The 19,688-nt window shown below is 58.8% G+C and carries 19 protein-coding genes and 1 tRNA gene; 8 read left to right on the top strand and 12 right to left on the bottom strand.

Going from position 1 to position 19,688, the window contains the following annotated elements; translation table 11 throughout:
* Positions 1-626: 626 nt before the first annotated feature.
* The 5 genes from CJU81_RS21355 to dapA all read right to left on the bottom strand — a co-directional run bounded on the left by CJU81_RS21355 (position 627) and on the right by dapA (position 4,324).
* Positions 627-716: transfer RNA gene (locus CJU81_RS21355), tRNA-Ser, on the bottom strand.
* A gap of 91 nt (positions 717-807) precedes the next feature.
* Positions 808-1,521 (bottom strand): phosphoribosylaminoimidazolesuccinocarboxamide synthase, encoded by a 714-nt coding sequence (gene purC / locus CJU81_RS21350; protein WP_019410660.1) that lies wholly within the window; start codon positions 1,519-1,521, stop codon positions 808-810.
* Between the two features lie 28 nt (positions 1,522-1,549).
* Positions 1,550-2,308, bottom strand: coding sequence for an MBL fold metallo-hydrolase (locus tag CJU81_RS21345; protein WP_095028481.1), 759 nt, complete (start codon positions 2,306-2,308; stop codon positions 1,550-1,552).
* 4 nt (positions 2,309-2,312) lie between these two features.
* Entirely contained in the window at positions 2,313-3,428 is a 1,116-nt protein-coding gene (gene bamC, locus CJU81_RS21340) for an outer membrane protein assembly factor BamC (protein WP_095028482.1), read from the bottom strand.
* A gap of 17 nt (positions 3,429-3,445) precedes the next feature.
* Complete coding sequence (dapA, locus tag CJU81_RS21335; RefSeq protein WP_095038145.1) at positions 3,446-4,324, bottom strand: 4-hydroxy-tetrahydrodipicolinate synthase; 879 nt, start codon at positions 4,322-4,324, stop codon at positions 3,446-3,448.
* Between the two features lie 327 nt (positions 4,325-4,651).
* Between dapA and CJU81_RS21330 the strand changes: the two genes are divergently transcribed.
* Complete coding sequence (locus CJU81_RS21330) at positions 4,652-5,212, top strand: glycine cleavage system protein R (RefSeq protein WP_016780071.1); 561 nt, start codon at positions 4,652-4,654, stop codon at positions 5,210-5,212.
* A gap of 13 nt (positions 5,213-5,225) precedes the next feature.
* Positions 5,226-5,699 carry a peroxiredoxin gene (locus CJU81_RS21325; RefSeq protein ID WP_088379329.1) on the top strand — a complete coding sequence of 158 codons (474 nt, stop codon included), beginning with the start codon at positions 5,226-5,228 and terminating at the stop codon, positions 5,697-5,699.
* A gap of 57 nt (positions 5,700-5,756) precedes the next feature.
* Here the strand turns inward: CJU81_RS21325 and queF are convergent, their stop codons facing one another.
* A complete protein-coding gene (queF, locus tag CJU81_RS21320) occupies positions 5,757-6,587 on the bottom strand; it encodes an NADPH-dependent 7-cyano-7-deazaguanine reductase QueF (RefSeq protein ID WP_095038144.1) in 831 nt (276 codons plus the stop codon).
* A gap of 81 nt (positions 6,588-6,668) precedes the next feature.
* Positions 6,669-7,205 carry a copper-resistant cuproprotein CopI gene (gene copI / locus CJU81_RS21315; RefSeq protein WP_095038143.1) on the bottom strand — a complete coding sequence of 179 codons (537 nt, stop codon included), beginning with the start codon at positions 7,203-7,205 and terminating at the stop codon, positions 6,669-6,671.
* A 155-nt stretch (positions 7,206-7,360) separates the two neighbouring features.
* Here copI and CJU81_RS21310 point away from each other — a divergent pair, with 155 nt between their 5' ends.
* Both CJU81_RS21310 and CJU81_RS21305 read left to right on the top strand, forming a co-directional pair.
* Positions 7,361-8,041: a heavy metal response regulator transcription factor gene (locus tag CJU81_RS21310; protein WP_095038142.1), complete on the top strand. Its 681-nt coding sequence runs from the start codon at positions 7,361-7,363 to the stop codon at positions 8,039-8,041.
* Positions 8,041-9,432, top strand: coding sequence for a heavy metal sensor histidine kinase (locus tag CJU81_RS21305; RefSeq protein WP_095038141.1), 1,392 nt, complete (start codon positions 8,041-8,043; stop codon positions 9,430-9,432). The genes CJU81_RS21310 and CJU81_RS21305 overlap by 1 nt, the downstream gene beginning before the upstream one ends.
* Positions 9,433-9,513: 81 nt before the next feature.
* Here the strand turns inward: CJU81_RS21305 and CJU81_RS21300 are convergent, their stop codons facing one another.
* The 3 genes from CJU81_RS21300 to CJU81_RS21290 form a co-directional block, all read right to left on the bottom strand.
* The gene (locus CJU81_RS21300; RefSeq protein WP_095038140.1) at positions 9,514-10,758 is read right to left on the bottom strand and encodes a lipoprotein-releasing ABC transporter permease subunit; all 1,245 of its coding nucleotides are present in this window, start codon (positions 10,756-10,758) and stop codon (positions 9,514-9,516) included.
* Between the two features lie 63 nt (positions 10,759-10,821).
* Positions 10,822-11,505 carry a lipoprotein-releasing ABC transporter ATP-binding protein LolD gene (gene lolD / locus CJU81_RS21295; protein WP_176464628.1) on the bottom strand — a complete coding sequence of 228 codons (684 nt, stop codon included), beginning with the start codon at positions 11,503-11,505 and terminating at the stop codon, positions 10,822-10,824.
* Between the two features lie 7 nt (positions 11,506-11,512).
* Positions 11,513-12,763: a lipoprotein-releasing ABC transporter permease subunit gene (locus CJU81_RS21290; protein WP_095038139.1), complete on the bottom strand. Its 1,251-nt coding sequence runs from the start codon at positions 12,761-12,763 to the stop codon at positions 11,513-11,515.
* A 94-nt stretch (positions 12,764-12,857) separates the two neighbouring features.
* Here CJU81_RS21290 and CJU81_RS21285 point away from each other — a divergent pair, with 94 nt between their 5' ends.
* Both CJU81_RS21285 and CJU81_RS21280 read left to right on the top strand, forming a co-directional pair.
* Positions 12,858-13,442, top strand: coding sequence for a PilZ domain-containing protein (locus tag CJU81_RS21285; RefSeq protein ID WP_095038138.1), 585 nt, complete (start codon positions 12,858-12,860; stop codon positions 13,440-13,442).
* A 36-nt stretch (positions 13,443-13,478) separates the two neighbouring features.
* Positions 13,479-14,201, top strand: coding sequence for a glycerophosphodiester phosphodiesterase (locus CJU81_RS21280; protein WP_095028491.1), 723 nt, complete (start codon positions 13,479-13,481; stop codon positions 14,199-14,201).
* A 42-nt stretch (positions 14,202-14,243) separates the two neighbouring features.
* Here CJU81_RS21280 and sthA read toward each other — a convergent pair whose 3' ends face one another.
* Positions 14,244-15,638 carry a Si-specific NAD(P)(+) transhydrogenase gene (sthA, locus tag CJU81_RS21275; RefSeq protein ID WP_095038137.1) on the bottom strand — a complete coding sequence of 465 codons (1,395 nt, stop codon included), beginning with the start codon at positions 15,636-15,638 and terminating at the stop codon, positions 14,244-14,246.
* 318 nt (positions 15,639-15,956) lie between these two features.
* On the opposite strand from sthA, the gene CJU81_RS21270 reads away from it, so the two are divergent.
* Together CJU81_RS21270 and CJU81_RS21265 are read left to right on the top strand one after the other, a co-directional pair.
* Positions 15,957-16,520, top strand: a complete 564-nt coding sequence (locus CJU81_RS21270) for a chalcone isomerase family protein (RefSeq protein WP_095038149.1) — start codon at positions 15,957-15,959, stop codon at positions 16,518-16,520.
* 155 nt (positions 16,521-16,675) lie between these two features.
* On the top strand, positions 16,676-17,965 hold the full coding sequence (locus CJU81_RS21265; protein ID WP_095038136.1) for an MFS transporter: 1,290 nt from the start codon (positions 16,676-16,678) through the stop codon (positions 17,963-17,965).
* 159 nt (positions 17,966-18,124) lie between these two features.
* Here CJU81_RS21265 and CJU81_RS21260 read toward each other — a convergent pair whose 3' ends face one another.
* Entirely contained in the window at positions 18,125-19,588 is a 1,464-nt protein-coding gene (locus tag CJU81_RS21260) for a glyceraldehyde-3-phosphate dehydrogenase (protein WP_083369829.1), read from the bottom strand.
* Positions 19,589-19,688 lie beyond the last annotated feature (100 nt).

Genomic DNA, 19,688 nt, shown 5'->3' with positions numbered 1-19,688 from the left:
AGGCGGGAATGCCCAGTTTCGTGATTAGCATGCTCAGAAAAATTAACTGACTGTTGCACTTGTTCCTTGAGACCGCCGGGCCTTGGGGAGAAATTAACCGAGGTGGAATAACCTGTGCTAGTTGGTTGAGCGCCAACAAAGGTTGCGCCAAGCTGAAGTACTTCCGACATTTTCATCCCCCCGAATAAATAATAATGATAATTATTCGTGCAAGAGACTCTATATATTTCGCCGCATAGCTGCAATTAAATACTGCAACTTTATGCAACCGACCTAATGGAACGGCCAACACACCTTCCGGACTCAAGATTTAAGGACGATGTTGTCCGCCTGGGTTAGATGGCGAACGTCGCTTTTAGCGTGTACAGCAGAGGAAACGGTGGGAGTTGATCCGCCTTGATGATGCCATTGAGTGGTGGTGCGGGACTCGGCGATTCCGTGAGGGGAGAATCAGCTCAATAGGACGTAGTCGTTCGACACGTCTCCTATCACACGGATTCCCCGCCACCTGAATCCCAAGTTGATTGGAAAGGGCTTACTGGAAAAATATTTTGGGTGGTTAGAGTGGTCAAATGCCAGAAACGAAAAAGCCCCGCAGACGTTAATCTGCGGGGCTCTTCAAATAATGGCGGAGAGATAGGGATTCGAACCCTAGGTACTGTCGCCAGTACAACGGATTTCGAATCCGTCCCATTCGGCCACTCTGGCATCTCTCCAACGGCGCGAATAATAGCGCGGTTTTTGATTATGGCAAAGCCTTTTTTCAAAAAAACCGCGCTGTATCAGTTGCTTGCGCGCCTTTACTGGTTAAAGCGGGACGCCGAGGCGGTTTGCAACTTCTTCGTAGGCTTCGATAACGTCGCCCAGCCCCTGACGGAAGCGGTCCTTGTCCATTTTCTTGCCGGTAGCCTTGTCCCACAGACGGCAGCCGTCCGGGCTGAATTCGTCACCCAGGACGATCGAACCGTCGTGGAATACGCCGAACTCAAGTTTGAAGTCGACCAGCAGCAAGCCGGCGTCGTCGAACAGTTTGTTCAGTACGTCGTTGACCTTGAGCGACAGTTCTTTCATGCGAACCAGTTGCTCGGCAGTGCCCCAACCGAAAGCCACTACGTGGGATTCGTTGATGAACGGGTCGCCCTTGGCGTCGTCCTTCAGGAACAGCTCGAAGGTGTACGGGTTGAGCTTCATGCCCTCTTCTACACCCAGGCGCTTGACCAGGCTGCCCGCTGCGTAGTTACGCACAACGCACTCGACCGGGATCATGTCGAGTTTTTTCACCAGGCATTCGTTGTCGCCCAGCAGCTTGTCGAATTGGGTCGGCACGCCGGCTTCTTCGAGTTTCTGCATGATGAAGGCGTTGAACTTGTTGTTCACCATGCCCTTGCGATCAAGTTGTTCGATACGCTTGCCGTCGAACGCCGAAGTGTCGTTGCGAAACAGCAGGATCAAGCGGTTTTCGTCGTCGGTCTTGTAAACCGATTTCGCTTTACCGCGATAGAGTTCTTCACGTTTTTCCATGATGGGCTCCGCATGCTAAGTAGGTGGGCTAGGCGATTGTGCGCCAGTCGAGCCCTGAATCTTGATCGGCCAGTTGCAGCCAGTCCGGGTCGCACCCAAGGGTGTCGACAAAACATTGCCGGGCCAGCTGCGGCAGGTTGTTCTTGCTGCTGAGGTGGGCCAGTACCAGATGTTGCAGGTCTTGCCAGCCCAACTCGGCCACCAGGCTTGCGGCCTGATGGTTGTTCAAATGTCCTTCCTGGCCCCCTACCCGGCGCTTGAGAAAAGCAGGGTAGTGACCACGGGCAAGCAGGTCCCGGCAGTGGTTGGCTTCAATCATCAGCGCATCCAGGTCGCGATAGCTGTCCAGCACGCCAGCACAATACGAACCCAGGTCGGTCAGCAAGCCAAACCGCCGCTTGCCGTCACTGAATACGTACTGGGTGGGTTCCTGGGCATCATGGGCGACCAGGGTCACACTGATGTTCAAGGCTCCGATTTGCAGCGTCTGGCCACCTGCCACGTAACCGGCGGCCTCCAGAGGCTTGCGCATCCCGCGCTGGGTACCGCGACTCATATACACCGGCAAATTGTAGCGCCGCGACAGCAAACCCACGCCATGCACGTGGTCGGCATGTTCGTGGGTGACCAGAATCGCGCTCAACTGGTGGGCGCTGACGCCCAGCCTGGCCAAACGACGCTCGGTTTCTCGCAACGAGAAACCGCAATCGACCAGAACATAGGTGCTGTCGCTGGCTATCAGCGTGCCATTCCCTTGGCTACCACTGCCGAGAACGGCAAAACGCATACAATCAGCCCAGGTTGTCTTGGATAACGCCCAGCACCTTGCGCGCCACTTCTGGCGAGGCAACGGTGTTGATGTTTTCTTCGACGGTCACTTGCACGTTTTCACCCACCTTGCTCAGGCGAACCTGATAGCGCTGGGCACGGGCTTCAACTTCTTCCTTGTCCGGCTTGCTGCCAAAGAGACCGGAGAAGAAACCAGGTTTCTCATCCTTCTTCTCGGCTTTTTCGGCAAGGTTGATGTAGTACAGGCCCAATGTGCGGTTGATGTCTTCAACGCGCCATTCGCCCTGTTCAAGTGCACGACCTACGCTGGACCAGGCACGATCGAGGTCTTCGGTCAGGGTCAGCACCGGGTTGCCACTGCCGTCTTCGTTCAGGCTCACACGTGCAGGGGTGTCGAAATCACGCGCAGCCAGCAGTGAAACCGAACCGCCCTTCTCGGCGTTACGGCTCATGCTGATCAGCATTTCATCAACCAGGGCTGCATCCAGACCGGTGTTGACCGAGCGGTTGCCAAAGTCAACGTTGGCACTGCTACCGGCCGGGCGGTTGGCACTGACCACGTAGATTTCGCTGGTATTGCGCTGCACACCCGGCTCGATGCGTACCCGCAGGCGGGTCTCGCTGTCGGCGGCCAGGCCGCTGCTGCCCACATGGCGGGCGATCGGAGCGGAAAGCTCGTCAGCACGCTGCCAGCTCGTAGTGAACTCGCCGGTTTGCGGGCGCTGCTCGTCGATACGGAAGCCGTTGTCCTGGAAGAACTGCATCGCTACCGGCCAGACTTCTGACGGCGAACGCTGCGCCATTACCCAACGGCTATCGCCGCTTTTTTGCAGGCTGAAATCGCTGGCACTGGCGGCTACAGCCAAGGGCTGCGGACGCGGCACTTCAAACTCGCCCTTGACGTTGTCGTCAGGGACGTTGCTGGGGATCGGCAACAGCGGCACAAGGCGCTTGTCAGTCTGGACACCCGGCGGCAATTGCATCGGGGCGGTTTGACGCGCCTCCAGGTAATCGCTGCCGCGGTCGCGGAAGTAACCCTCTTGACCCCACAGCCAACCGCAGCCGCTGGTGCTGGAAATAATCACGGCTAGTGCGGAAAGTCCGGCCAATCGCTTCATGCGTAGTGCTTCCTCAATTAAACCAAGACACCGGACTGGCGCATTGCCTGACGCAGTGGTTCGTGGCAAGGCTCGCTGAGCCAGGTGAGTGGCAGACGGATACCGTCCGACATCAAGCCCATCTCATGCAGCGCCCATTTCACGGGGATAGGGTTGGATTCGATAAACAGGGTTTTATTGAGCGGCATCAGCTTTTCGTGCAGCGCACGGGCAGTGTCGGCATCGCCACGCATCGCAGCGGCGCACAGGTCGCTCATGTCACGCGGGGCAACGTTGGCGGTTACCGAGATATTGCCCTTGCCGCCGAGCAGGATCAGCTCGACTGCGGTGGCGTCATCGCCGGAGTACACCAGGAAATCGCTGCTCACACCGTCCAGGATGGTCGGTACGCGCGTCAGGTCGCCGGTGGCTTCCTTGATGCCGATGATGTTCGGCACGGTGGAAAGGCGGATCACGGTGGCCGGCAGCATGTCGCAGGCCGTACGGCCCGGAACGTTGTACAGGATCTGCGGGATATCGACCGCTTCGGCGATCGCCTTGAAGTGCTGGTACAGGCCTTCCTGGGTCGGCTTGTTGTAATACGGTGTCACCAGCAGACATGCATCGGCGCCAGCGGCCTTTGCATTGGTGGTGAGTTCGATCGCTTCACGCGTCGAGTTGGCGCCTGTACCGGCAATCACCGGAATGCGCCCTGCAACCTGCTTGACGACATGACGAATCACTTCAATGTGTTCGTTCACATCCAGAGTTGCCGATTCACCTGTGGTGCCAACGGCAACAATGGCGTTGGTGCCCTCTTGCAGGTGAAAGTCCACCAGTTTGCTCAGAGCGTCCCAATCAAGACGACCTTGTGCATCCATAGGTGTGACCAGTGCCACCATACTGCCCGCAATCATGCAACCGCTCCTGCCGGAAAAAGAGAGCCGTAATGGTACTGGCGCCATGACCCTTGCACAAGCAACAGCGCGCCCGATGAGCATTCCCCTTCGCGTTGCTTTTCGCTACCCTTCAGCCTTTGATTGGTACTGATGTGCGCGCAAGTCTGTTTCACAGGCCTTCAGCAAGCGCCAAAAGCCCCGCCCAAACACCGCCGAGCGCGGTTTGCAGAGCCTGCAAACCGGCTGGAACGCTGTATTGACGGGCTTCTGACGCTCAAGTGTTACCTGATATTCAACTTGCCTGCCATCGACCGTACTGACCGCTCATCGTTTTAGGAAGGCTGAATGTCCACCCCCACAGTTCGCGAACAATTCCTTGTCATCAGTGCCCTTGGCGCCAACCCAATGGAGCTGACTAACGTGCTGTGCCGCGCCAGCCATGAAAATCGCTGCGCTGTCGTGACCTCGCGCCTGACTCGCCACGGCGAATGCAGCGCCCTGGTTCTGGAAGTTACCGGTAGCTGGGACGCTCTGGCACGCCTTGAAGCAGGCTTGCCTGCGCTGGCCAAAAAGCACGCGTTCAGCGTCAACGTAGTGCGCAGTGCCGCCCTCGAAACCCGCCCGCAGGCACTGCCGTACGTGGCCTATGTAAGCTCGGCCTACCGCTCGGATATCATCAACGAGCTGTGCCAGTTCTTCATGGACCACAACGTCGAGCTGGAAAACCTGACATGCGACACCTATCAGGCCCCACAAACCGGCGGCACCATGCTTAACGCTACCTTCACCGTGACCTTGCCCGCCGGCGTACAAATCAGCTGGCTGCGTGATCAGTTCCTGGACTTCGCTGACGCGCTGAACCTGGATGCACTGATCGAACCATGGCGCCCACAGAACCCGATGTAAGGAAACCGACTCAATGGCTGTTGCAATTGACCAACCCGTAGACGATTTCCAGATCCCGGCAACGAGTGAAAAAACCGTCAGCCTGTCGCAACTCAAGGGCAAACAAGTAGTGATCTACTTCTACCCCAAGGACAGCACACCGGGCTGCACCACTGAGGGCCAGGGCTTTCGCGACCATTACGCCGAGTTCCAGGCGGCCAATACCGAAGTGTTTGGTGTGTCCCGCGACAGCCTCAAGTCCCATGAGAACTTCAAGGCCAAGCAGGGCTTCCCGTTTGAGTTGCTGAGCGACAAGGACGAGGCCCTGTGCCAGCTGTTTGACGTGATCAAGCTGAAAAAGCTGTACGGCAAGGAGTACCTGGGCGTGGACCGCAGCACGTTCCTGATCGACAAGGACGGCGTGCTACGCCACGAGTGGCGCGGCGTGAAAGTGCCGGGGCATGTCGAGGCGGTGCTGGAGCAGGCCAAGGCGTTGAATAACGGCTGAGCAATGCCCTGAACGCTGTGGGAGCGGGCTTGCTCGCTCCCACAAGGCTGAATCGTATTACTGACGCACCAACCGCACATTCTGGAACTCGACCGCTTCGGTGCTGCGGTACGGGTTGATATCCAGCCCGCCACGGCGCACATAACGCGCATACACGGTCAATTTCTCGGGCTTGAGCAAACGTTGCAGGTCGAGAAAGATCCGCTCCACACACTGCTCATGAAAGTCCGAGTGCTGGCGAAAGCTCACCAGATACGCCAGCAAACTGGCGTGATCCAGTGCCGCACCACGGTACTCGACCACCACCGTGCCCCAGTCCGGCTGGCTGGTGACCGGGCAGTTGGATTTGAGCAAGTGGCTGTAGACGCTTTCTTCAACTACCTGCGAATCATCACACTTGAGCAATTCAGGACGCGGCTGCGCGTAATCACTGACCGTGATATCCAGGTCATCAATGCACACACCCGGCAATACAGCTACGCCATCAGCCTGAACGTCATCCAGGCTGCGTACGCGCACGCTGACAGGCTTGCCGGATGCGGCTGACAAATCTGCACGCAACGTGGCTTCAAGGCTTGGCGTATCGGCAAACACCGTCTGGTTCAGCGAGTTCAGATAAAGTTTGAACGACTTGGACTCGACAATATTCGGCGAATCGGCGGCAAAGCAGAACTCGGCGATGGCCACCACCGGCTTGCCCGAGGGCAGCAGCCAGGACAGCTCGAAGCAGGTCCAGAAATCCACACCGACATAAGGCAGGGTTTCGGCGCTCAGCCCCAGCTCGGCCCATTTCGCCGCGCGCGGGATCGGGAACAGCAAGGACGGGGTGTAGGTGCTGATGTATTCACTGGACTTGCCCAGCGGGGAATGTTCGGCGGCGGGATGCATGACAAAAACCTGGCTAGAAAAACCCGGCAATTCTATCGGGTTTAAGCCAGGCTTTCAGCGTTGACTGACGATCAGGGCGTTTTAAGGCGCAACCTTGACCTTGCCGACCATCCCGGCCTGGTAGTGGCCGGGCACATTGCAGGCAAATTCCAGGTTGTCGGCGCGAGTGAAGGTCCAGGTCAGCTCGGCGGTTTTACCCGGTTCGACCAGCACGCTGTTGGGGTCATCGTGCTTCATGCCGGGCATATTCATGGAACCGTGGCCCATTGCTGAGTGATCCATGCCGTCATGCCCCATGCCGGTCGGGGTGAGCATGCCGCTTTGCTGCATTTCGAGCATTTCTTTCTGGTGTGCCGCGTGCATCGCCGCATTGCCCAGGTTGAACTCGTGCAACAACTGCCCTTTGTTGACCAGGACAAAACGCACCGTTTCACCGGCTTTCACATCCAGCGACTTTGGCGTGAAGGCAATATCAGTCATGTCGACTTCAACCGTGCGCGTGGCGCTGGCGGCAGGTGCGGGCTGACCGAAATCAAAATGCCCGGCAGGCGATGCCATTACCGGCAGGCTCAAGGCCAAAAAACAGCCAGCAAGCGACAAACGGATACATGCGGTCATACTTACTCCCAGAAACAAAAATGTCAGGCCTGGCGCTACTTTAAAGTCTCGGCACTGGCATTTAACTGACTGCAAGATTACAACTTTGTCAGCTTGACCCCGCATAACCTGCACCAAGGTATAAGGCTGACGTTAATTTTTATGATGAGTCGACCATGAAACTGCTTATAGTCGAAGACCAGGTCAAAACCGGACAGTACTTGCGCCAGGGTTTGAGCGAGGCCGGGTTCACCACCGAACTGGCGGCCGACGGCATTACCGGGCAACACCTGGCATTGACCGGCGATTACTCGCTGCTGATTCTCGACGTCATGCTGCCCGGCCGGGACGGCTGGCAAATCCTGCAGGCCGTGCGTAGCGCCGGGCTGAGCATGCCGGTGCTGTTTCTGACCGCACGCGATGCAGTCGATGACCGCGTCCACGGCCTGGAACTGGGCGCCGATGATTACCTGGTCAAGCCGTTTGCCTTTTCCGAACTGCTGGCACGGGTTCGCAGCCTGTTGCGCCGTGGCAGCAACACCCCCCAGGAGACCAGCCTGCAACTGGCCGACTTGCGCCTGGACCTGATCCGCCGCCGTATAGAGCGCAACGGCCAACGCATCGACCTCACCGCCAAGGAGTTCGCCCTGCTCGAACTGCTGCTGCGCCGCCAGGGCGAAGTCTTGCCCAAGTCACTGATTGCCTCGCAAGTGTGGGACATGAACTTTGACAGCGACACCAACGTCATCGAGGTCGCCATTCGCCGCCTGCGCCTGAAAATAGACGACAACCACGAGCAAAAGCTGATCCATACCGTTCGCGGCATGGGTTATGTGCTTGAGGAGCGCAGCAGTTGATGCGCCGCCTGTCGTTGAGCAGCCGCCTGGCGCTGCTGTTTGCCGGCTGCACCGCCGTGGTGTCGCTGTTTGCCGGCGTGCTGTTCGGGCGTGCCAGTGAAGTGCATTTCGTTGAACTCGACCAGCAACTGCTGGAAAGCCGCCTCGCCGTCCTGCGCAGTACGCTGAACGGCGCTGACACCCTGGAAAGTTTCACCCGGCGCCTGCCGGCCCTGCTGCAGGACCTGGCCCATCAGCCTGACCTGGCAGTGCGGGTGCGCGGCCCGGACGGGCACCTGTGGTTTGACAGTTCACCGCGCCTGCCGCTCGAGCTTGAGACACAACCGGGGCTTGGCAGCCTGCAAATCAACGGCACCGATTACCGTGTGCTGGAGCCACAAAACCCCAACCCGAACGCACCGCAACTGACACTGCTACTCGACATCACCCATCACCAGCACTTTTTGCAGCGCATGCAGCGGCTGATCTGGATGACTGTCGGCCTCTCGGCACTGGCCACGGCGATTCTCGGTGCCTGGGCAGCCCGTAGCGGCCTGCGCCCCCTGCGCCGCATGAGCGCGATTGCAGCCAGTGTTTCGGCCGACTCGCTCAACGCCCGCCTGCCCCAGGAGCAAATGCCGGCCGAGCTGGCAGAACTGGCCGCAGCCTTTAACGCCATGCTGGGGCGACTGGACGATTCATTTCAACGATTGTCGGCGTTCTCCGCCGATATTGCGCATGAGTTACGCACCCCACTGTCAAACCTGTTGACCCACACCCAGGTCACATTGACTCGCCCGCGGGACATTGAGGAATACCGCGAGGCACTGCACAGCAACCTCGAAGAACTGCAATGGATGGCGCAACTGGTCAACGACATGCTGTATCTGGCCAAGGCCGACCATGGCCTGCTGACACCACGGCGCGAAGCCCTGGATCTGGGTCAGGAAGTGGAGGCATTACTGGAATTTTATGCGCTGCTGGCCGAAGACTCGCACATCGAACTGACCCGCGAAGGCAGCGCACATCTTGCAGGCGACCGCAGCATGCTGCGCCGCGCCCTCTCCAACCTGCTGGACAACGCCCTGCGTTACACGCCTGCCGGCGGTGCGATCAAGGTGCTGATTGAGGCTTTGCCGAACAGTGCACGTATCAGCATCGAGAACACTGGCCCGGGGATTCCTGCAGAACTGCTGCCACGCCTGTTTGACCGGTTCTATCGGGCAGACCCGGCGCGCCGTGAAGGCAGCAGCGAACATGCAGGGCTGGGGCTGGCGATCACCCAGTCGATCATTCGTGCCCATGGCGGGCAGATCCGCTGTGAGTCGCAGGAGGGGATAACGCGGTTTGTCGTAGAACTGCCGGCAAAGCTGCCCTCACCCCAACTCTCTCCCGGAGGGAGAGGGAGCTAAAGGCAAAAGCAGATCTGCGCAACCCTCCAATTGAGTCCCCTCTCCCTCCGGGAGAGGGTTAGGGTGAGGGGGCTCTTGATTTCAGGAATAGCGCAACGCATGGGCCGGCTGAATCTTCGCCGCCCGATACGCCGGATACAGCGTAGCCAGAAAGCTCAGCACAAAGCCCGCGCCGCAGATCAATGCCACATCACCGCCCTGCAGCTCTGATGGCAGGTTGCTGACAAAGTACACATCGGAACTGAAGATGTGCTGCCCGGTCACCCGCTCCATCCAGCCCACCAGCTCGCTGACGTTAAGCGCCGCAATCACGCCCAGCACGCCGCCGATCAAAGTGCCGACAATGCCGATCACCGTACCCTGCACCATAAAGATGGCCATGATCTGGCGCGGCGTGGCACCAATGGTGCGCAAGATCGCGATATCAGCGCCCTTGTCGTTCACCACCATGATCAGCGTGGCGATGATATTGAAAGCAGCCACGGCCACGATCATCAGCAGCAACAAGCCAATCATGGTTTTTTCCATTTTCATGGCGCTGAACAGACTGCCCTGGGTGTGGGTCCAGTCGTCAGCCTTGTAAGCCTCCCCTAGGCCGGCAGCTACCTGCTGCGAAACCTGCGGCGCCGCGTACAGATCCTTGACCGCCAGGCGCACACTTTGTACCTGGTTCGGCTCCCAGTGCTGAATGGCGGCCGCATCGGCCATATGGATCAAGCCCATGGTGCCATCCAGCTCGGCCCCGACCTTGAAGATGCCCACCACATTCAAACGCTGCAGGCGCGGGGTAATCCCGCCCGGGGCAGTGCTGGCCTCGGGCACGATCAGGGTAATCTTGTCACCCACACCCAACCGGAAACGCCGCGCGACAATATCGCCCAACACCACGCCATACTCGTCGGGCTTAAGGTCCTGCAGGCTGCCCTGCACAATATGTTGGGTCACGATCGAGACCTTGCCTTCCTGCTCCGGATCAATACCGCTGATCTGGATCGGCTGCATCGAACCTTTATAGGACAGCATGCCGTCCAGCTCGGTAAACGGTACGGCTGCCGTGACTTCGGGGTTTTTCATCGCCGCCTCAGCCACCGGGCGCCAGTCATCGATCGGCTTGACGCCAACGATGGTCGCGTGAGGCACCATGCCGAGTATGCGGTTACTCATTTCACGCTGGAAACCATTCATCACCGACAACACCACGATCATCGCCAGCACGCCCAGGGCGAGGCCGATCATCGAAGTCATGGAGATAAACGAAACAAAACGATTGCGGCGCTTGGCGCGGGTATAGCGCGTGCCGATAAAAATCGATAACGGTCTGAACATTCGCGGGCACCGTATAAAAATTGAAGACCTGACGCCCGCTTGCAGGCGTCAGGTGCTGGCCGATCAGATCGTGGTCAGGCGACCTTCCTGAAGGTGCAACACGCGATCCATCTGGCGAGCCAGGTTCATGTCGTGGGTCACCACCAGGAACGCCGTGCGCATTGACGTGCTGAGCTCCAGCATCAAATCCTGAATGCCCTGGGCCGTGTGCGAGTCGAGGTTGCCGGTGGGCTCATCGAGCATCACCAGCCCTGGTTTGTTGACCAGCGCCCGGGCAATCGCCACACGCTGGCGTTCACCACCCGACAGCTCGGCCGGCTTGTGCTCCAGGCGATGACCCAGGCCCACCCGCGTCAGCAGGGCCGTGGCCCGCTCACGGGCTTCAGGGATTGCGGTCTTGCCGATCAGCAACGGCATGCAAACGTTTTCCAGTGCGGTGAACTCGGGCAACAGATGGTGAAACTGGTAGACGAAACCCAATGAGCGGTTGCGCAACAGGCCGCGGGCCTTTTCACCCAGCGCCGACAGTTCTTCACCGGCCAGCCAGACACTGCCGGTGGTCGGGGTATCGAGGCCGCCGAGCATATTGAGCAACGTACTTTTACCCGAACCCGAAGTCCCGACGATCGCTACCCGCTCACCGGGGTGCAGCTCAAGCTGCAGGCCCGACAGGACAACCACAGATTCCGGGCCTTCCTCGTAGGACTTGCCCAGGTCGCGGCAACTCAACACTGCTTGTTCTTTCATGCCCAACTCACTCATAACGAAGCGCCTGCGCAGGCTGGGTGCGCGCAGCACGCCAGGCCGGGTACAAGGTCGCGAGGAAACTCAGAAGCAATGCCGCACCGCATACCATCAACACGTCTTGCGCCTGCAATTGCGAGGGCAGGTAGTCGATGAAATACACGTCGGCATTGAGAAACTTGTGCCCGATCAGGCCCTCAAGGGCCGAGATCGCAGCGCTGACATTGAGCGCGGCAATCATCCCGACCACCGCGCCGATGGCCGTACCCACCACACCAATGACGGTGCCCTGCACCATAAAGGTGGCCATGATGGTGCCCGGCGTCGCCCCCAGGGTACGCAGGATAGCGATATCGCCCTTCTTGTCATTGACCACCATGACCAGCGTGGAAATGATGTTGAACGCGGCTACGGCAACAATCAGCAGCAACAGCAGACCGATCATGGCTTTTTCCATGCGGATGGCCTGGTACAGGTTGCCGTGGGTGCGAGTCCAGTCACGGGCGTAATACTGGCTCTCGCCCAACTGCTGGGCGATTTCCCAGGCAGTGCGCGGCGCCTCGAACAGGTCATCGAACTTCAGCCGCAGGCCCTGTACCTGATCAGGTTTCCAGCGCTGCAAGCGCGCCAGGTCCTGCAGGTTGGTGATGCCCAGATAGCCGTCGATCTCACCGGCACCGACATGAAATATGCCCTGCACGGTAAAACGCTTCATGCGCGGGAACATGCCGGCTGGTGTCACCGTGACTTCCGGCGCAACGAAGGTCAGCTTGTCGCCAACGCCCACACCGAGTTTTTTCGCGGCCTTGTCACCGATGATGATGCCGAAGCTGCCCGGGGTCAGCGCGTCGAGCTGGCCCTGCTGCATAAACTGGTCAATGATCGAGACATTGCGCTCCTGCGCCGGATCGATGGCATTGAGCAGGACTTTCTGCACATTGCCGTCATTGGTCAGCAAGCCCTGCATCTGGGTAAAGGGGGCTACCGCCTCGACCTTGGGGTTTTGCTTGACCTTCGCGGCCAGACTTTGCCAGTCGCTGATCGGTTGATCGCCGACGATGGTCGCGTGAGGCACCATGCCCAGCACGCGGGTGCGCATCTCATGATCGAAACCGTTCATGACCGACAGCACGACAATCATCACGACCACGCCAAGGGCGAGCCCGATCATCGAAGTCAGGGAAATAAACGACACAAAATGATTGCGACGCTTTGCACGGGTATAACGCGTGCCAATAAATAACGAGAGAGGTCTGAACATGTCGGGGCTTGTTCGAGGGAAAAGAAGACGTCCTTGTGGCGGGGCCTGATAAGCAGCTTTACACTCAGACCACAGCCGCCATCATGGGTTCGCCATGTCGACATTAGATGAAGCAGATCGCCGCGAATACTACCGTATCGAGGATATGATCGCACTGGAAATAACCCCGCTGGCAGCCGCCGAAGCCGCGAGCAATGAAGTGTTGCAGGATGCGTCGCCGCTGTTCAATTTGCTCAGTGAACTGCACCTGAGCGAATTCGAGTCCCAGCACTTGCTGCGCCAGATCAGCGAACGCGACCGCACCCTTTCCAGCTATCTGAAAACCCTGAACAAACGGGTCGAACTGCTGAGCCAGATCGTTGCGCAAACGGTGCTGGGCCAGATCGGTGAGCTGCAGCCGGTCGTGCTGTCCGAAGGCGGCATCGAGTTTCATCACCCGCAGCCTTGCCCGGCGGGCAGCCACCTTTCAGTCAAGCTGGTATTGATGCCCCAGGCCCTGGGCCTGTTGCTGCGTGCCCGCGTGGTCGATTGCCAGGCGCACGCTGACGGCTACCGCATCAACACCGAATTTGAATCCCTGACCGATACCCAGCGCCAGTTGCTGGCGCGCTACATTTTGCAAAAACAGGCTCAGGCGCGCCGTCTGGCCCGCGAACAACAAACATCCGCGCCCGAGTAAGCACCGGGCCGTGATCACTCTGTACAAGGAGCAAATGTGACCCTGATTTATGGCCATCGCGGCGCCAAAGGCGAAGCACCGGAAAATACCCTTGCCAGCTTTGAGCAATGCCTCAAGCACGGCGTACGTCGCTGCGAACTCGACCTGCACCTGTCCAAAGACAGCGAGTTGATGGTCATCCACGACCCGACTCTCAAGCGCACCACCGACCGGCGCGGCAAGGTCATCGAGCACACTGCTGCCGACCTGGTGACCTACGACGCACGCAAGGGCGGCCCGGGCTGGATGCAGCCGTGCCCGATCCCGCGCCTTGAAGAGCTGTTTGAAAAGTGTGATTTCGAGCACTGGCAACTGGAAGTCAAAAGTGCCTCACGCACCCGCGCAGCAACCACCGTACTGGCAATTCGCGAGATGGCGGTACGTCATGGGCTGATGGACAAGGTCACGGTCACGTCGAGCTCGCGTGAAGTGCTCAAGGCTGCGCTGGAGTTGACGCCAGACCTGTCACGGGGGCTGGTGGCCGAATACGCCTGGCTCGACCCGATCAAGGTCGCCCAGAGTTATGGCTGCGAGATGCTGGCATTGAACTGGACACTGTGCACGCCTGAGCGCCTGGAGAAGGCCCAGCGTCAGGGTTTGCATGTGTCGGTATGGACAGTCAACGAACCTGCGCTGATGCGCAGGCTCGCTGATTTCGGCGTAGATAGCCTGATTACAGACTTTCCCGGTTTGGCCACTGCCACCCTCGGGAATGGCTGAAATCGGTCTCCCCGGCCGGCTCAGGCCACCGGCCGGAGCCGCTCAAAAAAGCCGGTTTAGGCCATCGTAAGCAGCTACCCGATAGGCTTCAGCCATGGTCGGGTAGTTGAACGTGGTGTTGACGAAGTACTTCAGGGTATTGAGTTCACCCGGCTGGTTCATGATCGCCTGACCGATGTGCACGATCTCTGATGCCTGATAACCGAAGCAGTGAACGCCCAGCACTTCGAGGGTTTCACGGTGGAACAGGATTTTCAGCATGCCCTGGGGCTCGCCGGCAATCTGCGCACGCGCCATGCTCTTGAAGAAGGCCTTGCCTACTTCATACGGCACCTTGGCCTGGGTCAGCTCCTGCTCGTTCTTGCCGATCGAGCTGATCTCGGGAATGGTGTAGATGCCGGTCGGCACGTCATTGACGAAGCGCCAGCTGCCGTTATCAACAATGCTGCCAGCAGCCGAACGACCCTGGTCGTGGGCGGCACTGGCCAGGCTTGGCCAGCCAATCACATCGCCGGCGGCGTAAATGTTCGGCACGGTGGTGCGATAGTTTTCATCAACCGTGATCTGACCACGGCCATTGGCCTTGATGCCAATGTTTTCCAGACCCAGCAGATCGGTGTTGCCGGTACGGCCATTGCACCAGAGCAAGGCGTCGGCCTTGATCTTCTTGCCCGATTTCAGATGCAGGATCACGCCGTTTTCGACGCCTTCAACCCGCTCGTACTCTTCGTTGTGGCGCACGGTGATGTTGTTGTTGCTGAAGTGGTAACTCAGCGCCTGCGAGATCTCGGAGTCGAGGAAGCTCAGCAGTTGCTCGCGGTTGTCCACCAGCTCGACCAATACCCCCAGGCCGCTGAAGATCGATGCATATTCGCAACCGATCACGCCCGCGCCATACACGATCAGCTTGCGCGGAGTGTGGCCCAGGCTGAGGATGGTATCGCTATCGTAGATACGCGAGTGGCTGAAATCGATATCGGCCGGGCGATAAGGGCGCGAGCCGGTGGCCACGATGATTTGCTTGGCCATCAGGGTTTCAACCACGCCATTGGCGCAGACCACTTCGATGGTTTGCTCGTCGGTGAAGCTGCCGGTGCCGAAGAACAGGTCTACGCGGTTGCGGGCATAGTAGCCGGTACGCGAGGCAACCTGCTTGGAGATGACTTTCTCGGCGCTCTTGAGCACGTCCGGGAACGAGAACCAGCGTGGCTCACCAATGGCCCGGAACATCGGATTGGTGTTGAACTGCATGATCTGGCGAACCGAGTGACGCAGGGCTTTGGACGGGATGGTGCCCAAGTGCGTGCAGTTGCCACCGACCTGACGCCGGCTGTCGACCATCGCGACCTTGCGCCCTGCTTTTGCGGCGTTCATTGCCGCACCTTCTCCTGCCGGGCCGGAACCCAGTACCACTACGTCGTAGTTGTAGACAGCCATGCGTACTCCTCAGAACAGGCCGTGGCACCGCTTTGGGCACCTACGGCTAAATCATGTCGCGGCCAGCGCCATGAAGGATCAAAACGTGGGGCACAGTCTATAGAAGCCTGAACGCCGCGAACATTAACCCTTGGTCTGGTCGTTGGCTATTTTTGTGTTCACTACATCGGCGATTGAGCTTCACTCTCCGATGTAGTCGCTGCCGCGACTGGGGGAGCCGCGGTGTTTTCAGTAAAACGGGTTGCTCCGCAACCCTTCGCAGCCTTCGGCAGCGACTACAGTCCGGCGATAAAATCCATCGATCAGAGCCCACCCACCATGCGCCAGTTGTTGATCGTATTGTTGCTGCTCTACAGCGCCGCCAGCCTGGCAGACGAGGCTGCACGCTTAAAGGAAGCCAACTTCCCCGCCCTGACACAAGTCGGCACAACCCCCATGGAGCGTAAAGGCCAGATCGTACTGACCTACCTCTGGGCCGATATCTATGCCGCAGCCCTTTTCACCCAGCCCGGCATCAAACCGCAACAGGCCTTTGACGAACAGCGCGACCTTCGCCTTGAGCTGTTCTACCTGCGTGACCTGGAGCACAGCGATATCACCCGGGCCTCTGCCACCATCCTCAAGCGTCAGCAATCCGCAGACACCCTGGCCCGCCTGAATGCCCCACTGACACAGCTGCAAGCCAGCTTCGGCGACATCAAACGCGGCGATCGCTATGCCCTGAACTACAACCCGCAACGCGGACTGAACCTCGAACGTAATGGCAGGGTTATTTTCACCAGCGCCGATCACCAACTGGCCAAGGTCTATCTGGGCATCTGGCTCGGCCCTGAAGGCCTGCCCGACAAACTGCGCCAGAACTTGCTTGCGCAAAGGCCTTAGCCCGTCCGTGTAGCGGCAACAAATGTTGCCTACATACTTTGTTACACATATGGTTACAAAACTGTTTTGCACGATGGCGCAGGCCATGGCCTTGCAGTGTGGACGAGTAAAAACACGGATTACGCATAAAAACAGATAATAGCGGGTGATTTCTGATGGCCTCCAGTACGGGCAAAGGCAAGGCGATTTTTCGCGTTGTCAGCGGTAACTTCCTAGAGATGTTCGATTTTATGGTCTTTGGCTTCTACGCCACGGCCATTGCCAAAACCTTCTTCCCAAGCGATAGCGCTTTTGCCTCACTGATGCTTGCCCTGGCCACCTTTGGTGCCGGTTTTCTTGCGCGCCCGCTGGGTGCAATTTTTCTCGGCGCCTATATCGACCGGCATGGCCGCCGCAAAGGTCTGATCATTACCCTGGCCCTGATGGCCATGGGCACCGTGCTGATCGCCTGCGTGCCGGGCTACGCCACGCTGGGTGTTGCCGCGCCCCTGCTGGTGTTGCTCGGCCGATTGCTACAAGGCTTCTCGGCGGGCGTGGAACTGGGCGGCGTGTCGGTGTACCTGGCGGAAATCGCCACGCCGGGGCGCAAAGGCTTTTTCGTCAGCTGGCAATCGGCCAGCCAGCAGGCTGCCGTGGTGTTCGCCGGTTTGCTGGGGGTTGGCCTTAACCATTGGCTAAGCCCCGAAGAAATGGGTGAGTGGGGCTGGCGCATTCCATTTCTGCTGGGTTGCATGATCGTGCCGGTGATTTTTGTAATCCGCCGCTCGATGGAAGAAACCCCTGAATTCGAAGCCCGCAAGCATCACCCTACCCTGCGTGAAATCCTTCGCTCGGTCAGCCAGAACTTTAGCCTGGTACTGGGTGGCATGGCGCTGGTGGTGATGACCACCGTGTCGTTCTATCTGATCACCGCCTATACCCCAACCTTCGGCAAGGCAGAGCTGCACCTGTCGGATTTCGATGCGCTGCTGGTGACCGTCTGCATCGGCCTGTCGAACTTCTTCTGGCTGCCGGTCATGGGCTCGCTGTCGGACAAGATCGGACGCAAACCACTGCTGCTGGGAGCTACCATCCTGGCGATCCTGACCGCTTACCCGGCATTGTCCTGGCTGGTCGCCAACCCGAGCTTCAGCCATCTGCTGATTGTCGAGCTGTGGCTATCGTTCCTGTATGGCTCGTATAACGGTGCGATGGTAGTTGCCCTGACCGAAATCATGCCCGTTGAGGTACGCACCACCGGGTTCTCCCTGGCTTATAGCCTGGCGACCGCAACGTTCGGTGGCTTCACCCCGGCAGCCTGTACTTATCTGATCCACGCTCTGGACAACAAGGCCGCCCCCGGCCTGTGGCTGACCGGCGCGGCGGTAATGGGTCTGATCGCCACCGTGGTGTTGTTCCGTGGCGACAAGCATCAGTTGCGTACGACGGTAGCGGCCAATGCCTGACCTGTAGTCGCTGCCGCAGGCTGCGATCGGGACTGCAGCGCTCCCAGGAAAACGGGGTGCTCCGCATCCCATCGCAGCCTTCGGCAGCGACTACATGGTTTTTGCTGCACACACAAAAACGCCCCGACAAATCGGGGCGTTTTCAGTTGCGGCGGTTGCTTAGCGCGGGAACGCTGGCGGGTTAACCCCGGCCATGTCTTCCATCACGCGTACTACCTGGCAGCTGTAACCAAATTCGTTGTCGTACCAAACGTACAGAACAACGCGGTTGTCATTGCAGATAGTCGCTTCAGCATCCACCACACCGGCGTGACGCGAACCCACGAAGTCAGTGGAAACCACTTCCTGGGAGCTGACGAAGTCGATTTGCTTGTGCAGATCGGAGTGCAGCGCCATGTGACGCAGGTACTCGTTCATTTCTTCACGGGTAGCCGGCTTCTCAAGGTTCAGGTTGAGGATGGCCATCGACACGTTCGGCGTCGGAACACGGATCGCGTTACCGGTCAGCTTGCCGGCCAGCTCAGGCAGTGCCTTGGCAGCAGCGGTAGCAGCACCGGTCTCGGTGATCACCATGTTCAGCGCGGCACTACGGCCACGACGATCGCCCTTGTGGAAGTTGTCGATCAGGTTCTGGTCGTTGGTGTACGAGTGAACCGTTTCAACGTGACCGTTAACGATGCCGAACTTGTCGTTGACAGCCTTGAGCACCGGCACGATGGCGTTGGTGGTGCAGGATGCCGCCGAAACGATCTTGTCGTCTGCGGTGATTTCGCCGTGGTTGATGCCGTGAACGATGTTCTTCAGCTTGCCCTTGCCCGGAGCGGTCAGGACTACGCGGTCGATACCAGGGCACTGCAAGTGCTGGCCCAGGCCGTCGGCGTCACGCCAGACACCGGTGTTGTCCACAAGCAGGGCGTTCTGAATGCCGTACTGGGTGTAATCCACCTCAGTCGGGTTCTTCGCGTAGATCACCTGGATCAGGTTGCCGTTGGCAGTGATGGTGTTGTTGGCTTCATCGACAACGATGGTGCCATCGAACGGGCCATGTACCGAGTCACGACGCAGCAGGCTTGCACGCTTGACCAGATCGTTGTCGGCGCCTTTGCGCACAACGATGGCACGCAGACGCAGACCGTCGCCACCACCGGTTTTTTCAATCAGGATGCGCGCCAGCAGACGACCGATGCGACCGAAGCCGTACAGTACAACGTCAGTGCCTTTACGTGCAGAAGCGTTTTGCTGACCCACTACATCGGCCAGTTCTTCGCGTACAAATTGCTCAGCCGTGCGGCCATTGCCTTCGGCCTTGAACTTCACGGCCAGCTTGCCCAGGTCTACCGAAGCAGCGCCGAGCTTGAGCTCGCTCATTGCCTTGAGCAGCGGGAAAGTTTCGTGCACGGACAATTCGATGTCATCGGACTGACGATGGCGAGCAAAGCGGTGAGCCTTGAGAATCGCAATGACTGAACGGTTGATCAGGCTGCGGCCATAGATCGAGCTAACCACATTGTTATTGCGGTAAAGCTGACCGATAAGCGGAATCATCGCTTCTGCGAGTGCTTCACGGTCGATCCATTCACCAAGACACTGGTCGGGCTTCTGAGTCACGGGAACCTTCCACATGTAGGGGCTGAAAAAAGGGGCTACATTATGCCGCTGCGCCAATGCAGGGGCAATGCACGCCTGTCACACGCCTTTACTGAAACGATTAAGCACCAATAAA

This window comes from Pseudomonas fragi, assembly GCF_002269505.1.
Classification (GTDB): domain Bacteria; phylum Pseudomonadota; class Gammaproteobacteria; order Pseudomonadales; family Pseudomonadaceae; genus Aquipseudomonas; species Aquipseudomonas fragi_D.
The sequence above is the reverse complement of the archived record's forward strand: the minus strand, read 5'-3'. Positions and strand labels throughout refer to the sequence as shown.